Below are 24,007 nucleotides of genomic sequence, written 5' to 3'. Positions count from 1 at the left end.
GTCAGAACACTCGGGGCAAAAGGTCGATCGCCGCTCTCTTCAGGTCGAACGGCATCCCATTCACATCCCCATACACCTCCTCGTTTAGGTCCGCACCGGCATGCCCAAGAAGATCGAGACGGACGTCCTTCAGGACCTCTGGTCGCGTCTTCAGAGCTTGATTGAAACTGTGGCGCAGGCTGTGACCATCGAGACCTTTCGGATTGCCACCCAACTGACCCTCGCGGATCTTCCTCCAGTTGTATCTCAGGGCGGACATGAATTTTTTCTTTACGCTGGTCGGGCGAAGTTCCGGAAACAACAACCTCTCCCCTTTGGCCATCATCCTGCCGCGGTAATCCAGCAAACCGAGTTCAAGCAGGTGCTCATGGATCGGGATCAGTCGCTCGCTGTGCGCGTTTTTAATGCGGCGTTCCTCATGAGTGCGAATATCAAGACCGTACTGGCCATCGACCTCGACGATGGCATTCACGGTCAGTCCGGCGATCTCCTCCATGCGCCCGCCTGAATAGGCGACAATCAGCGGAACGAAAAACAGTCCGTCTTTGATGACTTGATTGCCGTGCTCGTGCCGCCGCGCGTCACTGCGGCAGCCCTGCCAGACCGGGTGCTGGAAGAGCGCATTGATCTCGTCAGGCTGGAACGCATTGCGCTTGCTCCGGGCCCGCACTTTCTCTTGGCGACGTAGCAGAGATGGGTCAAGATCCCGGTCTACGGCGGACCCTTCGTTGAATCGCGCATGCTTCAACACCGCGCCAAATTGCTCAAGGTACGAGTTGTAGGTCGAGGGTGCGCGACCCAGTTGTTCGTCTTCCAGTTCCAGCGCTTCTGCTTCGAGATCCATCCACGTCAGGAGGGCGTCATCTTTTCGTTTCAGAAAGTTGTTCCTAAGATTCTCGACCCGCTCTTCGAAAACCCGGAAATGAAATTGCTCCACTTCGGTAACAGTCTGAACGCCCGCCAGCAGGCAAAACGTTTTCACCCGAGAACGCCGCGCATCGGCTGTCTTGTCGTCCATCTCGCCGTTTGCCTGGGCGATCTTGATGCTGCGTTCACAAGCGCCCGCGATGTCTACGCCGTAGGGCTGTTTGGCGGGCGAACGGTGCAGCGGCTCATTGCAGCCTCGCGCTGCCTCAAATTGCTCAGTCAGCCGCTGGATGGTCAACGGCTCATGAGCGAGTCTAACGCCGGGTGTCAGACACACTGGATCAAGCTCAGCGGTCGCAGGTTCATGCGCAATCGTTTTCGCCACAGGGGCGAGATTCGTGGGCGGCGCCAGAGTTTCCGGATGAGCAGGCTCTTGCATTGGGAGGCCTTCGGACACGGGCTTCGCGATTTCGCCGAGCATGTCCTGGTACGTTTTACAAACGGACACCTGGTCCGTGTCGAGGCAGTCCAGAGAGGCAAGCCGCGACTGAAGATAAACCTCCATGATTTGAGCGCGATGCTCCATCGACCTCGGGATCATTCCTGTCGCCTTGGTAAACTCCTCTGTCAGTGCATTCATCGTTTCCGGTGCCAAAAGGGCATGGGCCTCTGCATGGTGACACCGCATAATGTCAGCCAGCATGTCGGATGACCATTCCGGATTGATTTGGCTAGGGGGAAACGGCTTTCCAATCCCGTTCTGCAAGAGAGAAGCCAATGCAATTCGGAGAGGTTTACGATTTTCCGGAGCAGCAAAACCGGAACGGCCCAAGACCCATTCAAGCCGCCGCTGACGGCGCGACTTCTGAATTGACTGCGTCAACCGTACCTTCATGTAACGGTGCATCAGTTCTTCCGGGATCTCGTCCAGAACAAAGGTAAACGCATCCAGCACGTTCTCGAACTCCATGGTCAGCATCCCAACACATGTAAGCGCAAGATTCGGGTCTTTCGTCCCTAAGGAGACCAAGACGGGTGAACGAGATGTGGATAACTTTGGGATGCGCCGACGAAAATAGTACTGTCCGCGTTGCTGGTAGAGGTAAATTGAAAGGGGCATGCAATCTCCGGGTTTCGGAGAGCCTGCTTCGATGGGTGAAATGGAGCAGAGGCAACCTGATGTGCGACCTCATGTGCAACCAAATTCGCCAACTCTGGGAAACAACATCGGAGCCAAACACCAAATGCGTTTATTCTCAGATGCTTACCAGGAAATTGGCTCCGGCGGTAGGGATCGAACCTACGACCAATTGATTAACAGTCAACTGCTCTACCGCTGAGCTACGCCGGAATGCCTATGTCTGTCTTTCGGGCAACGCCCTCGGACAGCGGCTCTTTAACGCGGGCGGTCCGGGGTGCGCAAGAGCAATTGACCGATTGAAGTGAATTTTTTTCGATTATCTGCAAACGCCCGTAAAATGCGCCCCGCGACACGGTTCGGCACCGGGGGTCGGCATCACAGGTCCGTGACACATCTCCTCCCCCAGCGCTTAGGGCTGGACGGGTTGCGCGGGCTGCGGTTGAAACTGGGCTCGTATGAACAACTCAATGTCCTGAAAGGGAAAACATGACCTTCCTCTCCCCCTACCAGCCGCAGATACTCTCGCTTTTCCGCATCATGTCGGGGCTCTTGGTGCTGCAACATGGCACGACCAAGATCCTTAGCTTTCCAGCCGGGCCGATGAACGGCGTGTCGATCGCCTCGATGGGTGGAATCGCGGGCGTGATCGAATTGGTCTTTGGCGTCTTGCTGGTGATCGGCCTGTTCTCGCGCCTGTCAGCCTTTATCCTGAGCGGCTTGACGGCGGTGGCCTATTTCATCGCGCATATGCCGCAGGGGTTCTTTCCGCTGCTGAATGGCGGTGAACTGGCGGCGCTTTACAGCTTTGGCTTTCTCTACCTCGCAGCCGCCGGGCCGGGGCCGTGGTCGGTCGACGCGATGCGCGGGCAAGGCTGAAAACAAAACGGCATGGCCCTGGAACGGGCCATGCCAAACTCACAGGGGTAGCGGCCCTGATTAGAAACCCGCCGCCTGCCCGTCTTTGCGCGGATCGGACCCGGCGGAATATCCGCCCTCGGGCAGACGCTGCACCAGCTGCGCGCCGCCGAAACCGAAAGCATTGTCCGGCGCTTCGACATGGACGACATGACCCAGATCGCGCAGCCCTTGCAAAAGCTCGGGCGCCATCGCCGGCTCGCAAGCTACTTCCAGCCCCGACAGAATGCGCCAGCGCGGCGCATCGGCGGCGACCTGAACGTCCTGCCCCCAAAGCTGCGTGCGCAACAGCAGTTGCATATGGCCTTGGGCCTGAATCGGGCCGCCCATCATGCCATAGGCCATCAGGGGCTGGCCGTCCTTCATCGCGAAGCCGGGGATGATCGTATGGAAGGGCCGCTTGCCCCCCGCCACGATATTCTGATGCCCCGGCTCGGTGGTGAAGCCAAAGCCGCGGTTCTGCATCGATACGCCCGTCCCCGGCACCACCACGCCCGAGCCGAAGCCCGCGTAGTTCGACTGGATGAAGCTGACCATCATGCCCGAGGCATCCGCCGTGCTCATCAGAACCGTGCCGCCTTGCTTGGGCGCGCCCGCGCCAAAGTCCTGCGCCTTCTCGGTCGAGATCAGCGCGGCGCGGGACTTGAGGTATTCGGGATCGAGCAGCGCCTTTTCGTCGACCTCCGTCATGGCCGTCCGATCCGCCACATAGGCATGCAGATCGCTATAGGCGAGTTTGCAGGCTTCGATCTGCAAATGCACCGCCATCAAGTCGTCTGCGCCATGCGCGCGGATGTCGCTATGCTCCAGAATGCCAAGCGCCATCAGCGCGGCGATCCCCTGCCCGTTTGGCGGAATCTCATGCAGCTCTACATCGTCGAAACTTTGGCTGATCGTGCCGCACCATTCGGGCTTGTTCGCCGCCAGATCTTCCATGGTCATCGCACCGCCATTGGCCTTGGCGTGCGCCACGATCTCTTCGGCGATCTCGCCTTCGTAAAAGGCGCGGCCATTGGTTTCGGCAATCAGGCGCAGGGTGCGTGCGGCGCCGGAGTTCCGGAACCGCTCGCCGGCTTTCGGGGCGCGCCCCTCGGGGAGGAAGGTCTCGGCAAAGCCCGGCTGTTTGCCCAGAACCTCGGCCCCGCGCGCCCAGAGTGTCGCGATGGTGGGCGAGACGAGGAAGCCCTCTTCGGCATAGCGGATCGCCGGGGCCAGCACCGTCGCCAGATCAAGCTTGCCGAACTTCTCCATCAATTCGACCCAAGCGCTGACCGCGCCCGGCACGGTGACACTGTCCCAGCCATGCTCGACCATGCCCTCGGGGAACCGCTCAGGCGACCAAGCGGCAGGCGCGCGGCCCGAGGCATTGAGCCCGTGCAGCTTCTCCCCGTCCCAGAGGATGCAGAAAGCGTCAGAACCCAGCCCATTGCCCGTAGGCTCCACCACCGTCAGCGCCGCGGCGGTGGCGATCGCCGCATCAACCGCATTGCCCCCCTGCTGCATCATCAAGAGACCGGCCTGCGTGGCCAAGGGCTGAGAGGTCGCGACGACATTGTCGGCAACCACAGGAGATCGGTGGGACGGGTAAATGGGATCGTGACGAAGCATGGCTGTCCTTTGCTTGGGTAAGGCCAGCGGCGCGGTCAAACCGGCCGCCTGCGGCGTTGCCGGCAAAGTGAACGTGAATGCATCTGCATGCAACTGCCCAGCGGGAGAATTCCGCGGGGATAACGTGCTTGTTGGCGGCTTTGTTACCCGCCGCTGCCCGCGGAGCTGCGCGCCTTGAGGCGCAGCATCTTGCGGTGGTGGCGGAAACTCCGCTCGCAGTGGCCCGGGGTAAAGATCATGACCCACAGCGCCCAAAGAACGCTCTCCTCCCGGTATTGCCACGCCCTTGCACAGAGCGACTGATCGGCATCGGAGAAGATGCAATTATGCAGGATGCGAGACCAGTCTCTTACGTTAACCAACATCTGGAACCCCCTTTCGCTGAGCGATGGGGCGTCTCGCCGCCATCGCCAAGGATCTGGTCCCCCCGGATATTTAGAATGCTGGCCGAAAATTCTGCCGAGAATAAGGCGGAGGGCTGGTGAGACCGTGCCGGGCAAATGTAACGAAGTTGCAAAGCGGGGGTACGCTGGGGCGCATGCGATGACGGCCCGGTCGGGGGCGGTACTATCGTGCAGGTGTGGGTGGCGGAGACGAAGGGATTCGAACCCTCGAGACCCTTCCGGGCCTACTCCCTTAGCAGGGGAGCGCCTTCGACCACTCGGCCACGTCTCCGTCGACCCGTCTAAAGAGGTCGCGCCCGAGGGGCAAGGCGAAATTCGTGGGAAATTCTGCATTTCTTGCGGTGGGTTTCTTTTTCCGCCCGCTGATCCGCTGCGCTGAGACGGAATGCTGCGTGATCAACTGTGCTGCTGTGCAGAAGCAGCCATCCCAGCAGCCCCAACCACTGGCATTTCCCGGCCATTTGGCGCGGCTGAAGTAACTTACACGGCAGCGTGAATAACTTGTGAAACAATGCGAGGGATATATCAACTAACTGAATATATACAGAAAAAAAGACCGCAGCCTTCCTTCGCACAAGCAAAACGCCCCGCCCTATCCCCAAACTCGCAACCGCAGCGAAACTTTCGCTGCGGAGCGCCCGTTACTTCACCACAAACGATGACATCGCAATGACGCGATTTAACAGAAACCTGAAGGAACACGCTATGAAACTCATCATGACCACCGCCGCCGCCGCTTTGATCTCGACCGCTGCCGTTGCCGACAACTCCACCCGTCACAACGACATTTTCCTCGACACTTCGGTGAACGCCGACGGGAGCGACGTCTATGGTAACAGCGACCGTATGCGGAACCCGCATGCCTCGACCAAGGCGAACGACATCATGCTGAACACCGCCGACACCGACAAGAACCGCGACACCGTGATGAGCACACGCAACGCCCTGCGCAGCCCCGGTGAAGGCTATGTCTACGGTGGCTTTGGCCCGGGCAACGACAGCAAGTAAGCTGTTGCCCCAACAAACAAAAAGCCCGGCAGCGCGCGCTGCCGGGCTTTTTATGTCGGCGGAGGCCTCGGCCCCTGCCCGCTGATCATGTGTTGAACAGAAAGTGCAGCACGTCGCCGTCTTTGACGATATAGCTCTTGCCTTCGGCCCGCATCTTGCCCGCTTCTTTTGCAGGGCCCTCACCGCCGAGGCTTACGAAATCATCATAGGCGATGGTCTCGGCACGGATGAAACCCTTTTCGAAATCACCGTGGATGACCCCCGCCGCCTTGGGCGCGGAGGTGCCGGACTTGATGGTCCAAGCGCGCGCCTCCTTGGGGCCGACGGTGAAATAGGTCTCTAGGTGCAAAAGCTCATAGCCCGCGCGGATCAGCCGGTCGAGCCCGGCTTCCTTCAGCCCCATTTCTTCAAGGAACATCTCGGCCTCTTCGGCTTCGAGCTGGCTGATCTCTTCCTCGATCTGGGCCGAGATCACCACATGGGAATTGCCCTGTGCGGCGGCCATCTCGGCGACTTTGGCGGAATGTTCGTTGCCTTCGGCGGCCTCGGATTCGCCCACGTTGCAGACGTAAAGCACGGGCTTGGTGGTCAGCAGCTGCAGCATGCGCCAAGCCTTGGCGTCGTCCTCGTCGACCTCGACCACGCGGGCGGGCTTGCCGTCTTCCAGCGCCTCCAGCGCCATGCGCATCAGACGCTCTTGCTGGACCGCTTCCTTGTCACCGCCCCGCACCTTGCGAACGATGTTTTGCAAACGTTTTTCGATGCTCTCGATGTCGGCCAGCATCAGTTCGGTGTCGATGGTCTCGGCATCGGCCACGGGGTCAACGCGGCCTTCGACATGGGTCACGTCGCCATCTTCAAAACAGCGCAGCACATGAGCAATGGCGTCGACTTCGCGGATGTTGGCGAGGAACTGATTTCCCAGACCTTCGCCCTTAGACGCGCCTTTCACCAGACCGGCGATGTCGACGAAGGTCATGCGCGTGGGGATGATGCTTTTCGACTTGGCGATCTCGGCCAGCTTGTCGAGCCGCGCATCGGGCACCGCCACCTCGCCGACATTGGGCTCGATGGTGCAGAACGGAAAATTCGCCGCCTGCGCCGCAGCGGTGCGGGTCAGCGCGTTGAAAAGGGTCGATTTGCCGACGTTCGGCAGACCGACGATGCCCATTTTGAAACCCATGACGATACCCCTATAAAAGCTGCGCGTGTGTTAGGGGTAAGGGCCGCAAAGCGCAAGGCTCAGCGCGCGCGTCGGTCCTGATGCGCCTGATAGATCAGGATCCAAGCCAGCAGGATGAACATCGGATGCGTCAACCCGCCCGAGAAGATGATCGCGGGCAGCCAGATCAGGAAGACCACGATGGACAGGATGGGCCGTCCGATCAGCAGGATCGACAGCGGCGGCAGGAAAAGGGCGAGTACATAATTCATGGCCCATGAGATAGGAGGCTTTGCGCAAAATGGAAGGGCGCGGCGTGCCATAGGCGCCCACCGGAGGCGAATTTTGCCGCCCCCTGCCCCGCGGTGGATTGATTTTCACCGCGACATTCGGCATTGCCGAGGAAAGCACCAAATGAGGCAAGCCACATGACCCGTATCGACGCCAAATTCGAAGACCTCCGCGCCCGCGGCAAAAAGGCGTTTGTCTCCTATGTGATGGCGGGCGACCCGGATTTCGACCGCTCGCTGGAAATCGTGCGCGGCCTGCCCGCTGCCGGGGTCGACATCATTGAGCTTGGCCTGCCCTTCACCGATCCGATGGCCGATGGCCCGACGATCCAGCTTGCCGGTCAACGCGCCCTCGAAGGGGGCATGACGCTGAACCGCACGTTGGAAATGGTCCGCGCCTTCCGCGAAAATGACGACACGACCCCGATCGTGCTGATGGGCTATTACAACCCGATCTATTCCATGGGCGTCGAGACGTTCCTGAAAGAAGCCAAAGACGCCGGGATCGACGGGTTGATCGTGGTCGACCTGCCGCCCGAAGAAGACATCGAGCTTTGCCTGCCCGCGCAGGATGCCGGGTTGAACTTCATCCGCCTTGCCACACCGACGACCGACGACAAGCGCCTGCCGCGCGTGGTGCAGAACACCTCCGGCTTCGTCTATTATGTCTCGATCACCGGCATCACCGGCTCGGCCGAGGCGAATGCCGCGGATGTCTCGCCCGAGGTGGCGCGCATCCAAAAGGCCAGCGGCCTGCCCGTCATCGTGGGCTTTGGCGTGAACACGCCCGAGAAAGCCCGCGCCATCGCCGAAGTGGCCGACGGTGTGGTGATCGGCTCGGCCATCGTCAGCCGGATCGCCAATGGCGACAGCGCAGAGGATGTGCTGGGCTTTGTGAAATCACTGGCCGACGGGGCGCATTCAGCGTAATCCCCCTCGCCTTGGGAAACGACCCCAAGCCCGCGCTGCCCCACTGGCCGCGCGGGCTTTTTCGTTGCCCCAGCCTTCCCAATTGCCAAGCCCCCCACCAGTTGCTACCAAAAGTTAACCCATTCAGCACAGGTGGCCCATGCCCGTCATCACCAGCATCGACGATCTCAAACGTATCTACAAACGCCGCGTCCCGCAGATGTTCTACGACTACGCGGAATCGGGCAGCTGGACCGAGCAGACTTTCCGCGAGAATTGCAGCGATTTTGACCAAATCCGCCTGCGCCAGAGGGTCGCGGTGGATATGTCGGGGCGCAGCACGGCGACGCAGATGATCGGCGAAGAGGTGGCCATGCCTGTGGCCCTCGCCCCCGTGGGCCTGACGGGGATGCAATGCGCCGATGGGGAGATCAAAGCCGCACGCGCAGCCGAAGCCTTTGGCGTGCCCTTTACCCTCTCGACCATGTCGATCAACTCTATCGAAGACGTGGCAGAGGCGACGACGAAACCCTTCTGGTTTCAACTCTATACCATGCGCGATCAGGACTATGTCAGCCGCCTGATCCAGCGCGCGAAGGACGCGAACTGCTCGGCCCTCCTCATCACGCTCGATCTGCAAATCCTCGGACAGCGGCACAAAGACCTGAAGAACGGCCTTTCCGCCCCGCCCAAACTAACGGTCAAAACGCTTGCCAACCTCGCCACCAAATGGGGCTGGGGGCGCGAGATGCTGGGCGCGAAGCGGCGGCATTTCGGCAATATCGTGGGCCATGTGCATGGGGTCACCGACAACGCGGACCTCGGCGCTTGGACGGCAGAGCAGTTCGACCCCTCGCTCGATTGGGACAAGATTGCCAAGATCAAAGAGCAATGGGGCGGCAAGGTCATCCTCAAGGGCATTCTGGATGCCGAGGATGCGCGCATGGCGCTGAAAGTCGGGGCCGATGCGATCATCGTCAGCAACCACGGCGGGCGACAGCTTGATGGGGCGCTAAGCTCGATCCGCATGCTGCCAGAGATCCTCGACGCGGTGGGCGACCAGATCGAAGTCCATCTCGACGGCGGTATCCGCTCGGGTCAGGACGTGCTCAAAGCCATGGCGATGGGGGCCAAAGGCACCTATATCGGGCGCGCCTTCATCTATGGGCTGGGCGCGATGGGGCAGCCGGGCGTGACCCGCGCGCTGGAGGTGATCCACCGCGAGTTGGATCTGACCATGGCGCTCTGCGGAGAGACGCAGATCGCCAACCTCGGGCGGCACAACCTGCTGATCCCGCGCAACTTTGGCGGTGATTGGCAGGAACGGCCGCGCGATCCGGGCACATGCTGATCTTTCTCAGCCGAAACCTTACCTTTCTCGCCACGCCTAAAACCGGGACCACCGCTGTCGAAATGGCGCTGAAACCCGAGGCCGAGATCATCTTTTCGCGGGGGCGCAAACATCTGACTGCCCTGCGCTATCGGCGGCGCGTCCTGCCCTTTTTGCAGGAAACCTTCTCGGCCTCCCCCGAGGCTTTGGCGGTGATGCGCAACCCTGTCGAGCAAATCCGAAGCTGGTATCGCTACCGCAGCCAGCCCCGGCTGGATGGCAAACCGCTCAGCACCAAGGGGCTAAGTTTCGAGGACTTCGCTCTTGAAGTCATTTCCGACACGCCCCCGCCCCGCGCGCAGATCGGCAGCCAGTTTTCCTTTCTGACCTCTGACCATGGCGACCTGCTGGTCGAGCACCTCTTCGCCTATGAACGCCAACCGGCCTTTCGCGATTTTCTGGCCGAAAGACTGGGGCGGGAGGTCAAGCTCAAGCCCAAGAACGTCTCCCCCGATCTGCCCGCGCCCCTGTCGCAGGAGGTCGAATCCCGCCTGCGCGCCGCACGCGCCAAGGAGTTTGCCCTCTACGACCGGCTCATGGCGGCGGATGGCTATCTGCGCACGCCGCAGGAATAGCGACGCCCCCGCCCTTTTGCCCTTTCCAGCCGGGCAAAACCGGTCTATACGCGCGGCTTCACGCGGGAATACAGCCTTGGAGGATTCCCGCCCTAACAAATTTGGAGACTAAAATGGCCGGAGAGATTCCTGATCTTGAAGCCCAGGTACGCGCGGGGACAGGCAAGGGCGCCGCTCGCCAAGCACGTCGTGACGGCATGGTTCCTGGTATCGTATTTGGTGGCGACAAAGAGCCGCTGCCGATCAACATCCCCTTCAACAAGCTGCTGACCAAGCTGCGCGCAGGCCGCTTCAAAGCGACCCTGTTCAACCTCAAGGTTGAAGGCCACGACGACGTTCGTGTGATCTGCCGCGACGTTCAGCGGCACGTTGTCAAGGACCTGCCCACGCACATCGACCTGATGCGCCTCAAGCGGACCACCAAGATCAACCTGTTCATCAACGTCGACGTCAAAGGCGAAGAAGAATGCCCCGGCCTGAAAAAGGGTGGCGTGCTCACTCTGGTCCGTCCGGAAGTTGAACTGGTCGTCACCGCCGCGGACATCCCCGAGCATGTGACCGTCGACATCACCGGCCTCGAAATCGGCGACAGCGCGACCATCAGCCGCGTCGACCTGCCCGAAGGTGTGAAACCCACGATCGACCGCGACTTCGTCGTTGCCACGATCTCTGCACCTGCTGGTCTGGCCGCGTCAGATGACGACGATGACGACACGGCAGCGGACGAAGTGCCGACAACCGAAATGGGCCCGCCCGACGGTGAATAATAGCGCGCCGCAAGGCTGTGCTGAAACGGGGTCGCATCACGCGGCCCCGTTTTGCGTTTGGGGCCCGATTTCTTTCAAAGAAATCGCCCCGGAATTTGCAAAAAATTCCGGCGACCTTGGGGACATTCTCCCGCCCCGCTTGTTAAGATAGGCGAAACCAAAGGAGACCTCGCCCATGAAACTGATCGTCGGCCTCGGCAATCCGGGCGCGAAATATGCCCGCAACCGTCACAACATCGGCTTCATGGCGCTGGACCGCATTGCCGAAGATCACGGGTTTTCCGCGTGGAAGGGCAAGTTTCAGGGCAGCGTCAGCGAGGGGCGTTTCGGCTCTGACCGGGCGGTGCTGCTCAAGCCCGAAACCTTTATGAACAACTCCGGCCAATCGGTTCAGGCGGCGATGAAGTTCTACAAGATCGACCCCGCCGATGTGATTGTTTTTCATGACGAATTGGACCTCGCCCCCGGTAAGGTCAAATGCAAGACCGGCGGCGGCCATGCAGGCCACAACGGGCTGCGTTCGATCCACGCGCATATCGGGGCGGACTATGACCGCGTGCGCATGGGCATCGGCCATCCCGGCCATAAGGACGCGGTGGCGGGCTATGTGCTGCGCGACTTCCCCAAAGCAGACGAAGGTTGGCTGGACGATGTGCTGCGCGGCGTCTCGGACGGGGCGGCGGATCTTGCACGGGGCGACACTGGCCGTTTCATGAATGCCGTGGCGCTGCGCGTGGCCCCGCCCCGCTCGGGCACCGGCAGCAAGGGGCCAAAGAAGCCCACCGAAGCCCAGCCAAAGCCCGCCCCCCGCAAGCCCGAGCCGGAGGCAGAGCCCCAATCGCCGCTGCAAAAGCTGATGGACCGCTTCCGCTAACGCTTTCGGCCTCACGCCCATCCCGGCGCCCCTGCTGACGCCCGTGCTGACGCAATGTCGGGCTGGCCCCCGCCCCCGCGCCGTGGTTCACTGCGGGCTAACAGGGGGGATATCATGCGTACATTCGGAAAATGGCTGGGCCGGGTCTTGCTGGCGCTTTTGCTGGCGGCCATCGTCATCGGTCTTTGGAAGCGGGAAGAGATCGAACGGCTCTTGGCCGTGAACTCTCTCTTCTCCGAAGAGAAGATCGTGCACAACTTCAGCCATATGGACGGCGCTTTCCTCTCCGCCCCCGTTTCGCGGGGAGACGGGCTGACGACCGAGCTTCCCTATGGCCCCGAAACCGAACTGCCAAAGGCGGTGGACGACTGGATCGCGGCGCGTGACGTGACCGCGTTGGTGGTGCTGAAAGACGGTGCCATCGTCTATGAGAACTACTTCAAAGGCACCGGCCCCGAGGACCGCCGCATCAGCTGGTCGGTGGCGAAAAGCTATCTTTCGGCGCTGGTGGGCATCCTGCTGGAGGAGGGCCAGATCGCATCCCTCGACGATCCGGTGACCAAATATGCCCCCAGCCTGAAGGGCAGCGCCTATGACGGGGCCAGCCTGCGCAACGTGCTGCATATGGCCAGCGGCGTCACATTTGACGAAGATTATCTGGACTACGATTCAGACATCAACCGCATGGGCCGGGTGGTGGCGCTTGGCGGCAGGCTCGACGATTTCACCGCCGAATTGTCCGAGACCTTCACCGCGCCGGGCAGCCAGTGGCAATATGTGTCGATCGACACCCATGTGATCGGCATGGTGGTGCGTGGTGCCACCGGGCGCAGCGTGCCGGAGTTGCTGAGCGAGAAGGTCATCGCGCCGTTGGGGCTGGAACATGCGCCCTATTACATCGTCGATGGCTCCGGCACCGCCTTCGTGCTCGGGGGCCTCAATATGACCACGCGCGACTATGCCCGTTTCGGCCAGATGTTCGCCCAAGGTGGGCAATGGAACGGCCAGCAAATCGTGCCCGCAGACTGGGTTAAAGAATCGACCAGCCCCACTGCCCCCACCGCCGAGGGGCGCATCGGCTATGGCTACCAATGGTGGATCCCGCAGGGCGCGCCCGAGGGGGAATATATGGCGCGCGGCATCTATGGGCAGTACATCTATGTCGACAGCGCCCGCGATGTGGTCATCGCCACCAATGCCGCCGACCGTAAATTCCGTGAGGCCGGGGTGGCGGAACATAACATCGAGATTTTCCGCCAGATCGCAGCCTCACTCGACGAGGACAGCTGAGACAGAAAGGAAGCCATGACCCCGGACGACAGCATCAACGTTCTGAACCAGCCCCTTGCCATCTGCGGGACCGATCCGGTAACGGGCTTTTTCCGCGATGGCCATTGCAACACCTGCGCGCAGGATCAGGGCAGCCATACGGTCTGCGCGGTGATGACGGCGGAGTTTCTGGCCTATTCGAAATATGTCGGCAATGACCTCAGCACCCCGCGCCCCGAGTTCGGCTTTGCCGGGCTGAAGCCGGGCGACGCATGGTGCCTTTGTGCCGCGCGGTTCTTGCAAGCCGCAGACGAGGGCTGCGCCCCGCGGGTGCATCTGGCCGCCACGCATCTGCGCGCGCTTGATATCGTGCCGCTGGAGGTGCTGCGCGACCATGCCATCGACCCGAGTGAGGATTAACCATGCGCCTGCGCCTCTTGCCCCTCCTGCTGCTCTTGCCCGTCACCGCTTGGGCGGAAACCACCCTGCGCCCCGTCGATAGCGCCCGGTTAGAGACCTTTGACGCCGCCTTTGGCGATGCCATGATGCAAGCGCTGAACGGGGGCGACGCCGGGGATGTGGCGATTTTAACCCGCGCGCTCTCTGGGCAGCCTCAGGTCGCATTCTCCGCCGATTTGCAGGGCGATTGGTCTTGCCGCACGATCAAGCTGGGCGGGATCAGTCCGCTTGTGGCCTATAGCCCGTTCAAATGCCGCTTTACCGCCAGCAATCGCGGTTTCACCTTTGAAAAACTCACCGGATCACAGCTTACCAAGGGCGAGATTACCCTGCGCGAAGGCCGCGCGATCTATGCCGGGGTGGGCTATGTCCGGGGCGAAACGCCGCCCGATTATGCCGATCTGCCCGAAGATTTTACCTCAGGCGGCAAGGTACAAAGCGACGTGGCCGTGTTTCAGCGGGTCAGCCCCACCCGCGCGCGGCTGCTGTTCCCGTCACCGGCAGTGGAAAGCGATTTCGATATTCTGGAACTGACGCGCTGAGGCGCCACGCCACCCTTAGGCCGCGTGGCAGAGATGCAGTTTCGACTTGGGACGCGGCATCAGGGAATCGTCCATCAAGTCTTCGATAAAGGTGCTGAGAAGCTGGGTCCGCCCGGTCACGCCCGCCTTGCGGTAGATCGCATTGGTCTGCGCCTTCACGGTCCCTTCAGACGTGCCGCGCATCTCAGCAATATCGCGTGTATTCAAACCCTTAGTCAGGAAAATCGCCACGTCCCGCTCTGCCGGGGTAAGGTGCCATTCGCGAAAGTGTTCTTCGAGCACATCGGCGAATTCCACCGTACAATGACGCAGTGCCGTCTCTGCCCGCTCGGCCCGCTGGAGGCTCATCCGCAGTGCCATCCAGCCCAGAACGACCCCGAGAATCAGACCCAAAACCTGAATGCCCTTGTTCGGACCAATATCAGCCAGCGGGGTACCGAAAAGCGTTACGCCGCGCCCCTCCAGTGCAAAAACGAGCACGAAATAGACAGTGGCGTTGAACTGTAGAGCGGCGATAACCCACAGTGCGATCTTTTTCTTATTATTCATGGTGAAGCCTTGCCTTGGTGTTCGCCGTATTTAACCGCGGCGCACCGAAGTGCAAGGGATGGCGGACATGCGCCTTGATCAACCCTTAGTGATTTGGCACCCGCCCCGGGGGGCGAGTGCATTCTCTTGAGGCCAGTTCAGGGTTGCTTGGCTGGCCGGAAGACTGTTTTACCGCAATGCCTTAGCAGGCATCAGGCCGATATCAGCGCGGGAAACGGTTCACTTTCTCGGCGTCTTGCGCGGCGGGGAATACGGTGACGGTCACGTCAGATGTGTCTTCTGCGCGGAAGGTGCCGTTGTTGAAGATGTCCAGTTTCACATTGTCGACCGCGTCGTTGCGGCTGGCGTAGGAAACGCCTGCATCAGCTTTGTCGTTATAGCCGATTTGCTGGCCTTCCATGCCCTGTGCGAAAGCGGCGGAGCCTGCTGTGGCAAGGATCAGGGCGGTGGTTGCGAGTGTCTTTTTCATGTCGTGTCCTTTCGGGAGAAAGTTAGGGTCGCGCAGTAATCAGCGCGGGAAACGGTTGACCGAAGCGTCGCTCTGCGCGGTCGGGAAGACGGTGATGGTCACGTCGGAGAGGTCTTCGGCGCGCAGGATACCGTCTTTGAAGACTTCCAGCTTGGTCTCATCCACGGCTTCGCTGCGGCTGGAGTAGGAAACGCCATTGTCGGTCTTGTCGTTATAGCCGATGCGCTGGCCTTCCATGCCTTGAGCGAAAGCAGCGGTGCTTGCGGTGGCGAGGATCAGTGCGGTTGTTGCGAGTGTCATTTTCATCGTTTTAGCCTTTCGGGGGAGAAAGTTAGGGGGAGGAGCCGTGGCCCGCGTTTAGCGGACGAAACGGCCATCTTCTTGTGCGTCTTGTGTGGTGACGAATACGGTCGCTGTTGCCTCGGCAGGTGTTTCGGCGCGCAGATCGTCGAAGCTTAGAGCGTCGGAAGTGACGTTGCGTGTCGAATAGGCGGCATCTGCGTGATCTGCGGTATAGCCGACCTGCTGGCCTTCCATGCCCTGTGCGAAAGCGGCGGTGCCTGCTGTGGCAAGGATCAGTGTGGCGGTTGCGAATGCGTTTTTCATATCGTGTTCCTTTCAGTCCCGGGTTGGGTTGCGAGCCGCTCATCGGTGACGCGGCGTCGTTGGGATGACAGGGAAAAGGGCATTCGAGGGGGGATTGGCTATCTGCCCCGGGTTTAAATCGTCCGGTCTAAACCCCTGTAAGAGCGTCATAAACTTTGGTTTACGAAGCAAATCGGGCGCGAAAAACTGGAGGATGTTGCCTTAGCGTCAAGCCTACAAGGGCGAAACGGGGTTTCGCACGCAGGCGCGCTGGCTATAACAGAAGGCTAGCCGGTCTTTTCTCAAGGTGAAAGTTTTTTCGACCTTTTTCGGCAAAGAACTTAACCCCCTGCCCAAAGTTTATGCGCAAATCGCGCCCTTCGCTTCACCGCATAAAAAACGGGCCTACGTTTTCACGCAGGCCCGTCAAATTCGGCTCAGATTCGCGAGGGGATTTAGGCGAATTCACCCATATCGAAGTCCAATGCACGGGCGACGGTGAAGATGTCTTTGTCGCCCCGGCCACACATGTTCATCACCAGCAGGTGATCCTTTGGCAGCTCCGGCGCGATCTTGAGCACATGGGCCAGCGCGTGGCTCGGCTCCAGCGCCGGGATGATCCCTTCAAGCGCGCAGCACAGCTGGAACGCCTCCAGCGCCTCACGGTCGGTGATCGAGACGTATTTCGCGCGACCGATGTCATGCAGCCAGGAATGCTCTGGCCCGATGCCCGGATAGTCGAGCCCGGCAGAGATCGAGAAACCTTCGAGGATTTGCCCGTCATCGTCCTGCAGCAAATAGGTGCGGTTGCCATGCAGCACGCCGGGGCGGCCTCCGGTCAGCGAGGCGCAATGCTCCATCTTCTGATCCACGCCCTTGCCACCAGCCTCGACCCCGATGATGTTCACCGACTTGTCGTCGAGGAAGGGGTAGAACAGGCCCATGGCGTTCGACCCGCCGCCGATGGCGGCAATCACCGTGTCGGGCAGACGGCCCTCTGCGGCGTCCATCTGCTCGCGCACTTCCTTGCCGATGATGGCCTGAAAATCTCGGACCATCGCCGGATAGGGGTGCGGCCCGGCCACGGTGCCGATGCAGTAGAAAGTGTCGCGCACATTGGTCACCCAGTCGCGCAGCGCGTCGTTCATCGCGTCTTTCAGCGTGCCGCGCCCGGAGGTCACCGGCACCACCTCGGCACCCAGCAGGCGCATGCGGAAGACGTTGGGGGCCTGACGCTCGACGTCATGCGCGCCCATATAGACCACGCATTTCAGACCGAACTTGGCGCAGACGGTCGCGGTGGCCACACCGTGCTGGCCCGCCCCGGTCTCGGCGATGATGCGCTTCTTGCCCATGCGGCGGGCGAGGATGATCTGCCCCAGCACGTTGTTGATCTTATGCGCGCCGGTGTGGTTCAACTCGTCGCGCTTCATATAGACCTTGGCGCCGCCCAGATGCTCGGTTAGCCGTTCGGCGTGATAAAGCGGGCTGGGGCGGCCAACATAGTGGGTCCAGAGATCATGCATCTCGGCCCAGAAACTGTCGTCGGTCTTGGCCTTCTCATATTGTTCTTCCAGCTCAAGAATGAGCGGCATCAGCGTTTCCGAGACAAAGCGCCCGCCGAAATCGCCGAAACGACCCTGTTCGTCGGGGCCGGTCATGAAGCTGTTGAAAAGATCGTTGGCCATTGCGCCTCTCCTAGAATGTCGCGTCAGCCTTACCGCAGCCCGCCCGCCTACGCCACCATGAGTTTCGCAGGTGGCCAGAGCGGGGCGGCCTTGGGCTAGTCAAAGAGTTTGAACAACTCGCGTCTGACCGCATTCTCCAACTCATCCTTCACGATATCCTCGGTCGAGCGGTTGTCGTCGGGTGCGATGTTCAACTCTTCCTGTATCTTTTCGCGTACTTTATCTTCGGCCTGCTGCTTTTCTTCGGCAAAGTTCAGATCAATCGCGGCACGCAGATCGGCCTTGATCTCAGGGTCCGCCCATGGCCCCCTGATCCGCACCGGCACCGCCAACCCACCGCGCGACGCATTGACGCGCAGGGCCTTGGGCGTGACCGTATAGTCCAGCCTCTGCGCCCCCAGATCGACCTGCCCTGCCCCCGTCGCGTTGAAGTTCGGCAGCAGCATCAGCAGATCGTCGTTGCGCAAGACGCCGTTGGAGATGTCGAAAGTCGCCTCCACGGAATCGAACACCGTGCTGCCGCCTGCGGCATCGACGGAGCCAAGGAGCGCGTCCAAGTCGATCCCTGCAATCGTGCCGCGCCCCATGGTCAGCGCGCCAGAGCCGCTGAGCGAGCGCATGATCGCGTCAATCGACTGCCCCACCCCGAGGAACGACAGTTCGGCATCGCCCGCCCCGGTAAAGCGCGTCACCCCGGCGGTATCCTCAAGCAGGTCGCGCATCTGCACGCTTTGCGCTTGCAGTTTGCCGCCCACCGACAGGCCATCGCGGTTGTTCATCACAAACTCCCCCGCGACCTTGCCGCCATAGGCGTTCATATCCTGTAGGTCGAAGACCATCCGCGCGCGGTCATTGCGCAGCACGGCGCGGGTGGGGCCAAGGTCGAGCTGCCCCAGATCGATGCTTTCCGCGCTCAGGGCGATGTTCCCGTCAAAGGCGGAGAGCCAGTCGGCGTTGATCTCTTGCCATGACCAGCCCTCTGCATCCGCCGTGGCGGTGCTGTCGGCGCCTGCGGCCTGATCGCTTTCCTCGGACAGGGCCGAAAGGTCCAGCGCCCCGGTCCGCAGGTTTGCGGTGATCCGCGGCGTACCGTTCAGGGCCAGATCGGCCTGCCCGGTCAGGCTGTTGCCGCCCAAATCCACCGCGAGATTGCGCAGCGACAGACGCCGATCCGCCGTCAGGGTCAGCCCAGAGCGCAGATCAACCGACCGGCCCAACCCCCGCGGCAGCGTCACAGCGCCCGCGCCGAGCGACGCCAGAAACCGCGCCGTATCGGGGCTGTCGATCCGAATATCCCCCGCCAGCGCCCCGTTGAGCGCGCCGCGCCCGTCGAACAGGGCTTGCGCCCCGCCCGTCGTAACCTCCGCCCGCAGCGGCTGCACGCCGCCCTCCAGCAAATCCGCAAATCCTTCGATCCGCGCAGCAAGCTGAACCGGCTCGCTCGCTGGTGCCATGCTGGCGGTGATCTCCGCCGCCCCGCCTCGCTCGGGCCAGTCCAGCGCCAGATTGACACCATCATAGCGCAGCAGGTCCGCCCCTTCGGCGTCATAGATCAGCGTGGCATCGGTCACCGTCAGCTTCTGAATGCTCAGCGGGCGGCGGCTGGCGCTCGGCGCGCTCTCGGTCTCGATCCGCGCACCGCTGGCGCTGTCGGTGAACTGCCAGCTTGCACGGCCATCAAGACGTTGCTCCAACCGGATCACCGGGCTTTGCGCCGCGATATTGGTGATGCGTATCTCACCGCGCAAAAGCGCGCCCGCATCCACCCCAATCGCCGCATTGGCCGCCGTCAGCAGCGCGCCCTTGTCGGTCCAATCGGCATTGCCGACCTCAAGCCCGCCCGCGGTCACCCCCAGCACCGGCCAGAGCGTCACGCCTACATCGCCGGTGATCGACACCTCCCGCCCGGTCATCCGGCTGAGTTGCTCACTGGCGATCCGCGCGATCCGTTCGCCGGGCAGCAGGAACAGCGCCCCCAGCATGATCACGACGATCAGCAACAGCGCGCCGATGACCCGTATAATCCATCTCATGGCTCTCTCCTCCTGCCCGGCGGCTCTTTCCCCGCTCATCCGCTTGCCTTATAGCGCACGCCATGAGCACAAACCCACCCAATCTGCGCCCCGACCTCGCCCCGCAGGCGAAGATCAGCGATCCCGCCCGCCCCGGCCAGCCGACCATCGGCATGGTCAGCCTCGGCTGTCCCAAGGCATTGGTCGATTCCGAACGCATCCTGACCCGGCTTCGCGCCGAGGGCTATGGCGTTTCGCCCGATTACGCGGGCGCCGATGCGGTGATCGTGAACACCTGCGGGTTTCTCGACAGCGCCAAGGCCGAAAGCCTCGATGCCATTGGCGAGGCGTTGACGGAGAACGGCAAGGTGATCGTCACCGGCTGTCTGGGGGCCGAGCCGGATTATATCCGCGAACATCACCCCCGCATCCTCGCCGTCACGGGCCCGCATCAATACGAACAGGTGCTCGACGCGGTGCATGGCGCGGTGCCGCCCGCGCCCGATCCTTTCATCGATCTTCTGCCCGCGCAGCAGGTCTCGCTCACCCCACGGCACTACAGCTACCTCAAGATTTCCGAGGGCTGTAACCACAAGTGCAAGTTCTGCATCATCCCCGACATGCGGGGCCGCCTACAATCGCGCCCGGCCCATGCGGTGATGCGAGAGGCCGAGCGGCTCGTCGACAGCGGCGTGAAGGAACTCTTGGTCATTAGCCAAGACACCTCCGCCTACGGGGTCGACATCAAACATGCCGAGGACCGTGGCCACCGCGCCCATATCACCGATCTGGCGCGGGATCTCGGCTCCCTCGGTGCATGGGTCCGGTTGCATTACGTCTACCCCTACCCGCATGTGCGCAAGCTGATCCCGTTGATGGCCGAGGGGCTGGTGCTGCCCTACCTCGACATTCCATTCCAGCACGCGCATCCGGACGTGCTGAAACGCATGGCCCGCCCCGCCGCCGCGTCGAAAACCCTCGACGAGATCGCCGCATGGCGCGAGACCTGCCCCGACATCACCCTGCGCTCGACCTTCATCGTCGGCTATCCGGGCGAGACGGAGGAGGAATTCCAGACACTGCTCGATTGGCTGGACGAGGCGCAGCTCGACCGGGTCGGATGCTTCCAATACGAAAACGTCGAAGGCGCGCGGTCGAACGCGCTGCCGGATCATGTGGCGCCCGAGATCAAACAAGACCGTTGGGAGCGTTTCATGGAAAAGGCGCAGGCCATTTCCGAGGCCAAGCTCGCCGCCAAGGTCGGCAAACGCCTCGACGTGATCGTGGATGAGATCGACGAAGACGCCGCCACCTGCCGCACCAAATCCGACGCGCCCGAGATCGACGGCAATCTCTTCATCGACGAGGATTTCCAGAACCTCAAGGTCGGCGATATCGTCACCGTCGAAGTCGAAGAGGCGGGCGAATACGATCTTTGGGGATGTCAGATCACCTGACGCCCCCGCGGGTTTCTCTCAGGCGTAAGCGCCTGCCGAATAGGTCAGCTCATAGCTGTGGCTGTAAAGCTCGAAGACGATGCCGAAGGGGTCTTCGACATAGACCATGCGGTAGGGTTTCTCGCCCGGGAAGTATTCCCGCACCGGCATCCGCTGCTTGCCGCCCGCCGCGATGATCCGCTCCAGCAGACCTTCGACATCAGGGTCTTGGATGGCGAAGTGGAAGGTGCCGTGGCGCTTATGCTCCAGCTTTTCTTCAGGGGCGTAGTTGCCGGGGAACTCGAAGATTTCGATCCCGATGCCATCCGCTGTCGCCAAATGGGCGATGCGCAGCGATCCCCAGCCGGGGCCGAAGACATCGGTGCACATGACGCCGATGGCGGTGTCTTCTTCCACCGCTTCGGTGGGCTGCATCACGACATAGAACCCAAGAACTTCGGAATAGAATTTCACGGCGGCGTCGAGGTCCGGCACGGATAGGCCGATGTGGGAAAAGGTACGGGGGGTGGTCATATGTAGTCTCCTGTTTGCGTTGAGGTTGAGATAGACAGGCGCACCCCACATGTGAAATTATCAAATCTCATCGAAATCATAACGAACCGTTTGTCATGCTGAACGCCACCTGGCTTGAGACCTTCACCACCCTTTGCGAGACCGGCCATTTCACCCGCACGGCGCAGCGGCTCAACATGACCCAGCCGGGCGTGTCGCAGCATCTGCGCAAGCTGGAAGACCAGTTGGGCCAGCCGCTGATCGCGCGCGATGGCAAAAGTTTCACCCTGACCCCGGCGGGCGAAGCGCTGTTTGAAACCGGCCTTGCCCGCCGCCGCGAAGAGCAGCGCCTGCGCGAACGCATCGCGACCGACCTGCCCGACCGGGGCGTGGTGCATATCGCCTGCTCCGGCAGTTTCGCCATGCTGCTCCAGCCGCTCCTGCTGGCGTGGATGACCCAAGCGCCTGACCTCTCTCTCCATCTCGAAGCCGCCCCCCAAGCCACAATCCGCGCCGGGCTGCTCGATGGGCGGTTTGATCTGGGCGTGCTGGCCGATGACCCTGCCCACGCAAGGTTAGAGGCCCGGCATCTGGGGCGCGAGGAACTTTGCCTCGTGCTGCCGGTTAATGCATTGGAACAGATAGAAAGTTTTGCCGATCTCGAAAGCCGGGGCTTCATCGCCCATCCCGATGGCTTCGCCTATGCCGACGATCTGCTCCAGCTCAATTTCCCGGACAGCTATCCGGGGGCCGACCGGATGCGCCTGCGTGGCTATGTGAACCAGATCGGCCAGATCCCAGCGGCAGTGGCGCGGGGCGTGGGCTATACGCTTTTGCCCCGCAGCGGGGTCGAAACCTTTGCAGCCAAGGACCGGCTCAGGCTGCTGCCTCTGCCCAAGCGGCGTTGGCATGACCTCTGGCTCGCCTCCCGGCGCGGGCGCCCCCTGCCCGCGCGGATGGTGAAGACGGCGGAACTGATCGCAGAGGCGGCGGAACAGCTACGATAGCGGACGCCTCACAGATATTGTGGAACAAAACACCCCCGATACTAGATATACTATCATGGAAGGGCGAGATTACGGAGAGACTTGAACATGTTCCCTTTCTGTTCTATATGTAGAACGCAGTAGCAGAGGAATGACCAGATGTCTTTTCAACCTCAGTTTCCCGGCATCTTCGACCTTGAGCAGCAAGGCCGCCCGCCCCGTGGCAGCGATAGCGCGCAGCCCAAACAGGCCGACCGCCGCATGCCCGCGACCGAAAAACAGATGCAATACGCCCAGTCCCTCGCCAAGCGAACGGGTGAAGAGCTTCCGAAAGGCATCGAAGCGGATCGCGCGGCGGTCTCGGAATGGATCGACGCCCATAAACCGCAAGCGTTGGAGGGGCCCTTTGCCGCCTACCCTTCCGCCAAACAGGTCGCCTTTGCCGAACGCATCGCGCGGTTGAAACGCCGCGATGTCCCGCAGGAGTGTTTTCGCGACAAGACCCTGATGTCGCGCTGGATCGACGGCAACAAACCGCGCTGATCCACCGGGCTCTGCGCTTTACCTTTCGTCACCCATGGCAGAGGGTGGTTTCGCTGCTACCTTTCTGTCATGGGCTATCCGACCTCCATCGCTGAGACTTTGGCCGACGGCACCGTGCATGTGCTGAGCCTTGGCTTCGCCATTCCCGCCAGCATCCTTTTGATGATCCATGCCGCCGGGCAAGAGGGGCAATTGACCGCCACGGCGATATATGCGGGCTGCATCCTTGCTTCTTTCACTGCATCTGCCGTCTACCACCTGCTGCCCTTCGATCGCAGCCGCGCCTTTCTGGGCCGGGTCGATCATGCGGCGATCTACTTTAAGATCGCGGGCACTTATACGCCGCTGGTGATGGTGATCGGCTCTGGCTTTGCCTATGGCATCCTTGGCGTGGTCTGGGCGCTGGCGGTGATCGGCGCGGTGGCCAAGCTCTGGTTCTGGCGCACCGATGCGCGCGGGTCACTCGCGCTCTACCTCGGCATGGGCTGGCTCTCGGTGCTGCTGATCTACCCGATGTGGCACAATCTGCCGGGGGCAGCACTGGCGCTGGTGGCCGTGGGCGGGCTGACCTATTCGGCGGGTACCTTGGTCTATGCCCACCCGGGCATGCGCTATCAAAACGCGATCTGGCATGTCTTCGTGCTGGTCGCCACGGCCTGTTTCTTTGCCGCCATCGCGCTCAGTCTTTAGCCTTCGGGCGCATCCAGATAGGCCCGCACGCATGTTTGCACATGGCGAAACCGATCGCCGCCCAGATGTTTGCCGCCGTACCAGCGGGTGACGACGATCAGATGATCGGTCAGCCCCTCGCGCTCCAACATCCGCAGGATCACCATGCCCGCGCCGGATTCGCCATCGTCCCCTTTCAGCGGGCCGCCATCCGACAGCAGCACCGCCCAAGTGTTATGCGTGGCCTTGGCGTAGGATTTGTCGCGTTTGAGGTCTTTCAACGCGGCATCGACCTCGGCCCGGTTGCGCGCAGGGCAGCCCGACACCGCATATTTCGACCCGCGGTCGTTCAGCACCTGACCCAGTTTGCGCAAAGC

Annotated in this window: 27 protein-coding genes and 2 tRNA genes; 14 read left to right on the top strand and 15 right to left on the bottom strand. The window is 61.6% G+C overall.

The genetic code is table 11. The features are described 5' to 3' along the window. Position 1 precedes the first annotated feature (1 nt). A complete protein-coding gene (locus tag ACGYK9_RS06335; protein WP_346348372.1) occupies positions 2-1,987 on the bottom strand; it encodes a DUF6538 domain-containing protein in 1,986 nt (661 codons plus the stop codon). 156 nt (positions 1,988-2,143) lie between these two features. After that, positions 2,144-2,218: transfer RNA gene (locus ACGYK9_RS06330), tRNA-Asn, on the bottom strand. Positions 2,219-2,494: 276 nt separating this feature from the next. Here ACGYK9_RS06330 and ACGYK9_RS06325 point away from each other — a divergent pair. Then, positions 2,495-2,884 carry a DoxX family protein gene (locus ACGYK9_RS06325; protein ID WP_271689384.1) on the top strand — a complete coding sequence of 130 codons (390 nt, stop codon included), beginning with the start codon at positions 2,495-2,497 and terminating at the stop codon, positions 2,882-2,884. Between the two features lie 60 nt (positions 2,885-2,944). On the opposite strand, the gene ACGYK9_RS06320 is transcribed toward ACGYK9_RS06325, so the two are convergent. The 3 genes from ACGYK9_RS06320 to ACGYK9_RS06310 all read right to left on the bottom strand — a co-directional run bounded on the left by ACGYK9_RS06320 (position 2,945) and on the right by ACGYK9_RS06310 (position 5,206). Beyond that, positions 2,945-4,531: a gamma-glutamyltransferase family protein gene (locus ACGYK9_RS06320; RefSeq protein WP_394413205.1), complete on the bottom strand. Its 1,587-nt coding sequence runs from the start codon at positions 4,529-4,531 to the stop codon at positions 2,945-2,947. Between the two features lie 143 nt (positions 4,532-4,674). Then, a complete protein-coding gene (locus ACGYK9_RS06315) occupies positions 4,675-4,896 on the bottom strand; it encodes a hypothetical protein (RefSeq protein ID WP_394410725.1) in 222 nt (73 codons plus the stop codon). Between the two features lie 220 nt (positions 4,897-5,116). Further along, a tRNA-Ser gene (locus tag ACGYK9_RS06310) sits at positions 5,117-5,206 on the bottom strand. A 434-nt stretch (positions 5,207-5,640) separates the two neighbouring features. Between ACGYK9_RS06310 and ACGYK9_RS06305 the strand changes: the two genes are divergently transcribed. Then, positions 5,641-5,943, top strand: a complete 303-nt coding sequence (locus ACGYK9_RS06305; RefSeq protein WP_394413202.1) for a hypothetical protein — start codon at positions 5,641-5,643, stop codon at positions 5,941-5,943. 85 nt (positions 5,944-6,028) lie between these two features. Here ACGYK9_RS06305 and ychF read toward each other — a convergent pair whose 3' ends face one another. Continuing rightward, positions 6,029-7,126, bottom strand: a complete 1,098-nt coding sequence (ychF, locus tag ACGYK9_RS06300) for a redox-regulated ATPase YchF (RefSeq protein ID WP_394413199.1) — start codon at positions 7,124-7,126, stop codon at positions 6,029-6,031. A 59-nt stretch (positions 7,127-7,185) separates the two neighbouring features. After that, on the bottom strand, positions 7,186-7,377 hold the full coding sequence (locus tag ACGYK9_RS06295) for a hypothetical protein (protein ID WP_067261693.1): 192 nt from the start codon (positions 7,375-7,377) through the stop codon (positions 7,186-7,188). A gap of 156 nt (positions 7,378-7,533) precedes the next feature. Here ACGYK9_RS06295 and trpA point away from each other — a divergent pair, with 156 nt between their 5' ends. The 8 genes from trpA (at position 7,534) to ACGYK9_RS06255 (ending at position 14,180) form a co-directional block, all read left to right on the top strand. Continuing rightward, a complete protein-coding gene (gene trpA, locus ACGYK9_RS06290; RefSeq protein WP_271691945.1) occupies positions 7,534-8,325 on the top strand; it encodes a tryptophan synthase subunit alpha in 792 nt (263 codons plus the stop codon). Between the two features lie 139 nt (positions 8,326-8,464). Then, positions 8,465-9,655, top strand: a complete 1,191-nt coding sequence (locus ACGYK9_RS06285; RefSeq protein ID WP_394413196.1) for an L-lactate dehydrogenase — start codon at positions 8,465-8,467, stop codon at positions 9,653-9,655. Then, complete coding sequence (locus tag ACGYK9_RS06280; RefSeq protein ID WP_394413193.1) at positions 9,649-10,269, top strand: hypothetical protein; 621 nt, start codon at positions 9,649-9,651, stop codon at positions 10,267-10,269. Before ACGYK9_RS06285 ends, ACGYK9_RS06280 begins: the two co-directional genes overlap by 7 nt. A gap of 113 nt (positions 10,270-10,382) precedes the next feature. After that, on the top strand, positions 10,383-11,036 hold the full coding sequence (locus ACGYK9_RS06275) for a 50S ribosomal protein L25/general stress protein Ctc (RefSeq protein ID WP_271689377.1): 654 nt from the start codon (positions 10,383-10,385) through the stop codon (positions 11,034-11,036). A gap of 175 nt (positions 11,037-11,211) precedes the next feature. Next, complete coding sequence (gene pth, locus ACGYK9_RS06270; protein ID WP_394413190.1) at positions 11,212-11,910, top strand: aminoacyl-tRNA hydrolase; 699 nt, start codon at positions 11,212-11,214, stop codon at positions 11,908-11,910. 114 nt (positions 11,911-12,024) lie between these two features. Beyond that, entirely contained in the window at positions 12,025-13,200 is a 1,176-nt protein-coding gene (locus tag ACGYK9_RS06265; protein WP_394413187.1) for a serine hydrolase domain-containing protein, read from the top strand. Between the two features lie 15 nt (positions 13,201-13,215). Then, a complete protein-coding gene (locus tag ACGYK9_RS06260) occupies positions 13,216-13,599 on the top strand; it encodes a DUF2237 family protein (RefSeq protein ID WP_271689374.1) in 384 nt (127 codons plus the stop codon). Between the two features lie 2 nt (positions 13,600-13,601). Beyond that, the gene (locus tag ACGYK9_RS06255) at positions 13,602-14,180 is read left to right on the top strand and encodes a DUF4893 domain-containing protein (protein WP_394413184.1); all 579 of its coding nucleotides are present in this window, start codon (positions 13,602-13,604) and stop codon (positions 14,178-14,180) included. Between the two features lie 15 nt (positions 14,181-14,195). On the opposite strand, the gene ACGYK9_RS06250 is transcribed toward ACGYK9_RS06255, so the two are convergent. The 6 genes from ACGYK9_RS06250 to ACGYK9_RS06225 form a co-directional block, all read right to left on the bottom strand. Beyond that, entirely contained in the window at positions 14,196-14,729 is a 534-nt protein-coding gene (locus ACGYK9_RS06250; protein ID WP_209217422.1) for a LuxR C-terminal-related transcriptional regulator, read from the bottom strand. A gap of 202 nt (positions 14,730-14,931) precedes the next feature. Further along, complete coding sequence (locus tag ACGYK9_RS06245; protein WP_271691952.1) at positions 14,932-15,198, bottom strand: tryptophan synthase subunit beta; 267 nt, start codon at positions 15,196-15,198, stop codon at positions 14,932-14,934. Positions 15,199-15,237: 39 nt separating this feature from the next. After that, positions 15,238-15,504, bottom strand: a complete 267-nt coding sequence (locus ACGYK9_RS06240) for a tryptophan synthase subunit beta (RefSeq protein WP_394422443.1) — start codon at positions 15,502-15,504, stop codon at positions 15,238-15,240. A 51-nt stretch (positions 15,505-15,555) separates the two neighbouring features. Continuing rightward, a complete protein-coding gene (locus ACGYK9_RS06235; protein WP_394413178.1) occupies positions 15,556-15,804 on the bottom strand; it encodes a tryptophan synthase subunit beta in 249 nt (82 codons plus the stop codon). A 434-nt stretch (positions 15,805-16,238) separates the two neighbouring features. After that, positions 16,239-17,471 (bottom strand): tryptophan synthase subunit beta, encoded by a 1,233-nt coding sequence (gene trpB, locus ACGYK9_RS06230; RefSeq protein WP_394413175.1) that lies wholly within the window; start codon positions 17,469-17,471, stop codon positions 16,239-16,241. Between the two features lie 95 nt (positions 17,472-17,566). Beyond that, complete coding sequence (locus tag ACGYK9_RS06225) at positions 17,567-19,504, bottom strand: AsmA family protein (protein WP_394413172.1); 1,938 nt, start codon at positions 19,502-19,504, stop codon at positions 17,567-17,569. A 62-nt stretch (positions 19,505-19,566) separates the two neighbouring features. Between ACGYK9_RS06225 and rimO the strand changes: the two genes are divergently transcribed. Next, positions 19,567-20,940 carry a 30S ribosomal protein S12 methylthiotransferase RimO gene (rimO, locus tag ACGYK9_RS06220; protein WP_394413169.1) on the top strand — a complete coding sequence of 458 codons (1,374 nt, stop codon included), beginning with the start codon at positions 19,567-19,569 and terminating at the stop codon, positions 20,938-20,940. Positions 20,941-20,958: 18 nt separating this feature from the next. Here rimO and ACGYK9_RS06215 read toward each other — a convergent pair whose 3' ends face one another. Continuing rightward, entirely contained in the window at positions 20,959-21,453 is a 495-nt protein-coding gene (locus tag ACGYK9_RS06215; RefSeq protein WP_067261541.1) for a lactoylglutathione lyase family protein, read from the bottom strand. Between the two features lie 95 nt (positions 21,454-21,548). Between ACGYK9_RS06215 and ACGYK9_RS06210 the strand changes: the two genes are divergently transcribed. The 3 genes from ACGYK9_RS06210 to ACGYK9_RS06200 all read left to right on the top strand — a co-directional run bounded on the left by ACGYK9_RS06210 (position 21,549) and on the right by ACGYK9_RS06200 (position 23,651). Beyond that, the gene (locus tag ACGYK9_RS06210; RefSeq protein ID WP_394413165.1) at positions 21,549-22,439 is read left to right on the top strand and encodes a LysR family transcriptional regulator; all 891 of its coding nucleotides are present in this window, start codon (positions 21,549-21,551) and stop codon (positions 22,437-22,439) included. A 138-nt stretch (positions 22,440-22,577) separates the two neighbouring features. Beyond that, a complete protein-coding gene (locus ACGYK9_RS06205; protein WP_082851951.1) occupies positions 22,578-22,961 on the top strand; it encodes a hypothetical protein in 384 nt (127 codons plus the stop codon). Positions 22,962-23,030: 69 nt separating this feature from the next. Next, on the top strand, positions 23,031-23,651 hold the full coding sequence (locus ACGYK9_RS06200; protein WP_394413162.1) for a hemolysin III family protein: 621 nt from the start codon (positions 23,031-23,033) through the stop codon (positions 23,649-23,651). Here ACGYK9_RS06200 and ACGYK9_RS06195 read toward each other — a convergent pair. Beyond that, a complete protein-coding gene (locus ACGYK9_RS06195) occupies positions 23,648-24,004 on the bottom strand; it encodes a YigZ family protein (RefSeq protein WP_394413159.1) in 357 nt (118 codons plus the stop codon). The two genes, ACGYK9_RS06200 and ACGYK9_RS06195, sit on opposite strands and share 4 nt — an antisense overlap. Between the last annotated feature and the right edge of the window lie 3 nt (positions 24,005-24,007).

Origin of the sequence: Sulfitobacter sp. 1A15258 (assembly GCF_043557045.1) — a bacterium.
GTDB classification, from domain to species: domain Bacteria; phylum Pseudomonadota; class Alphaproteobacteria; order Rhodobacterales; family Rhodobacteraceae; genus Sulfitobacter; species Sulfitobacter faviae.
Note: the sequence above shows the minus strand (reverse complement) of the source record. Positions and strands in the feature narration are given on the sequence as shown.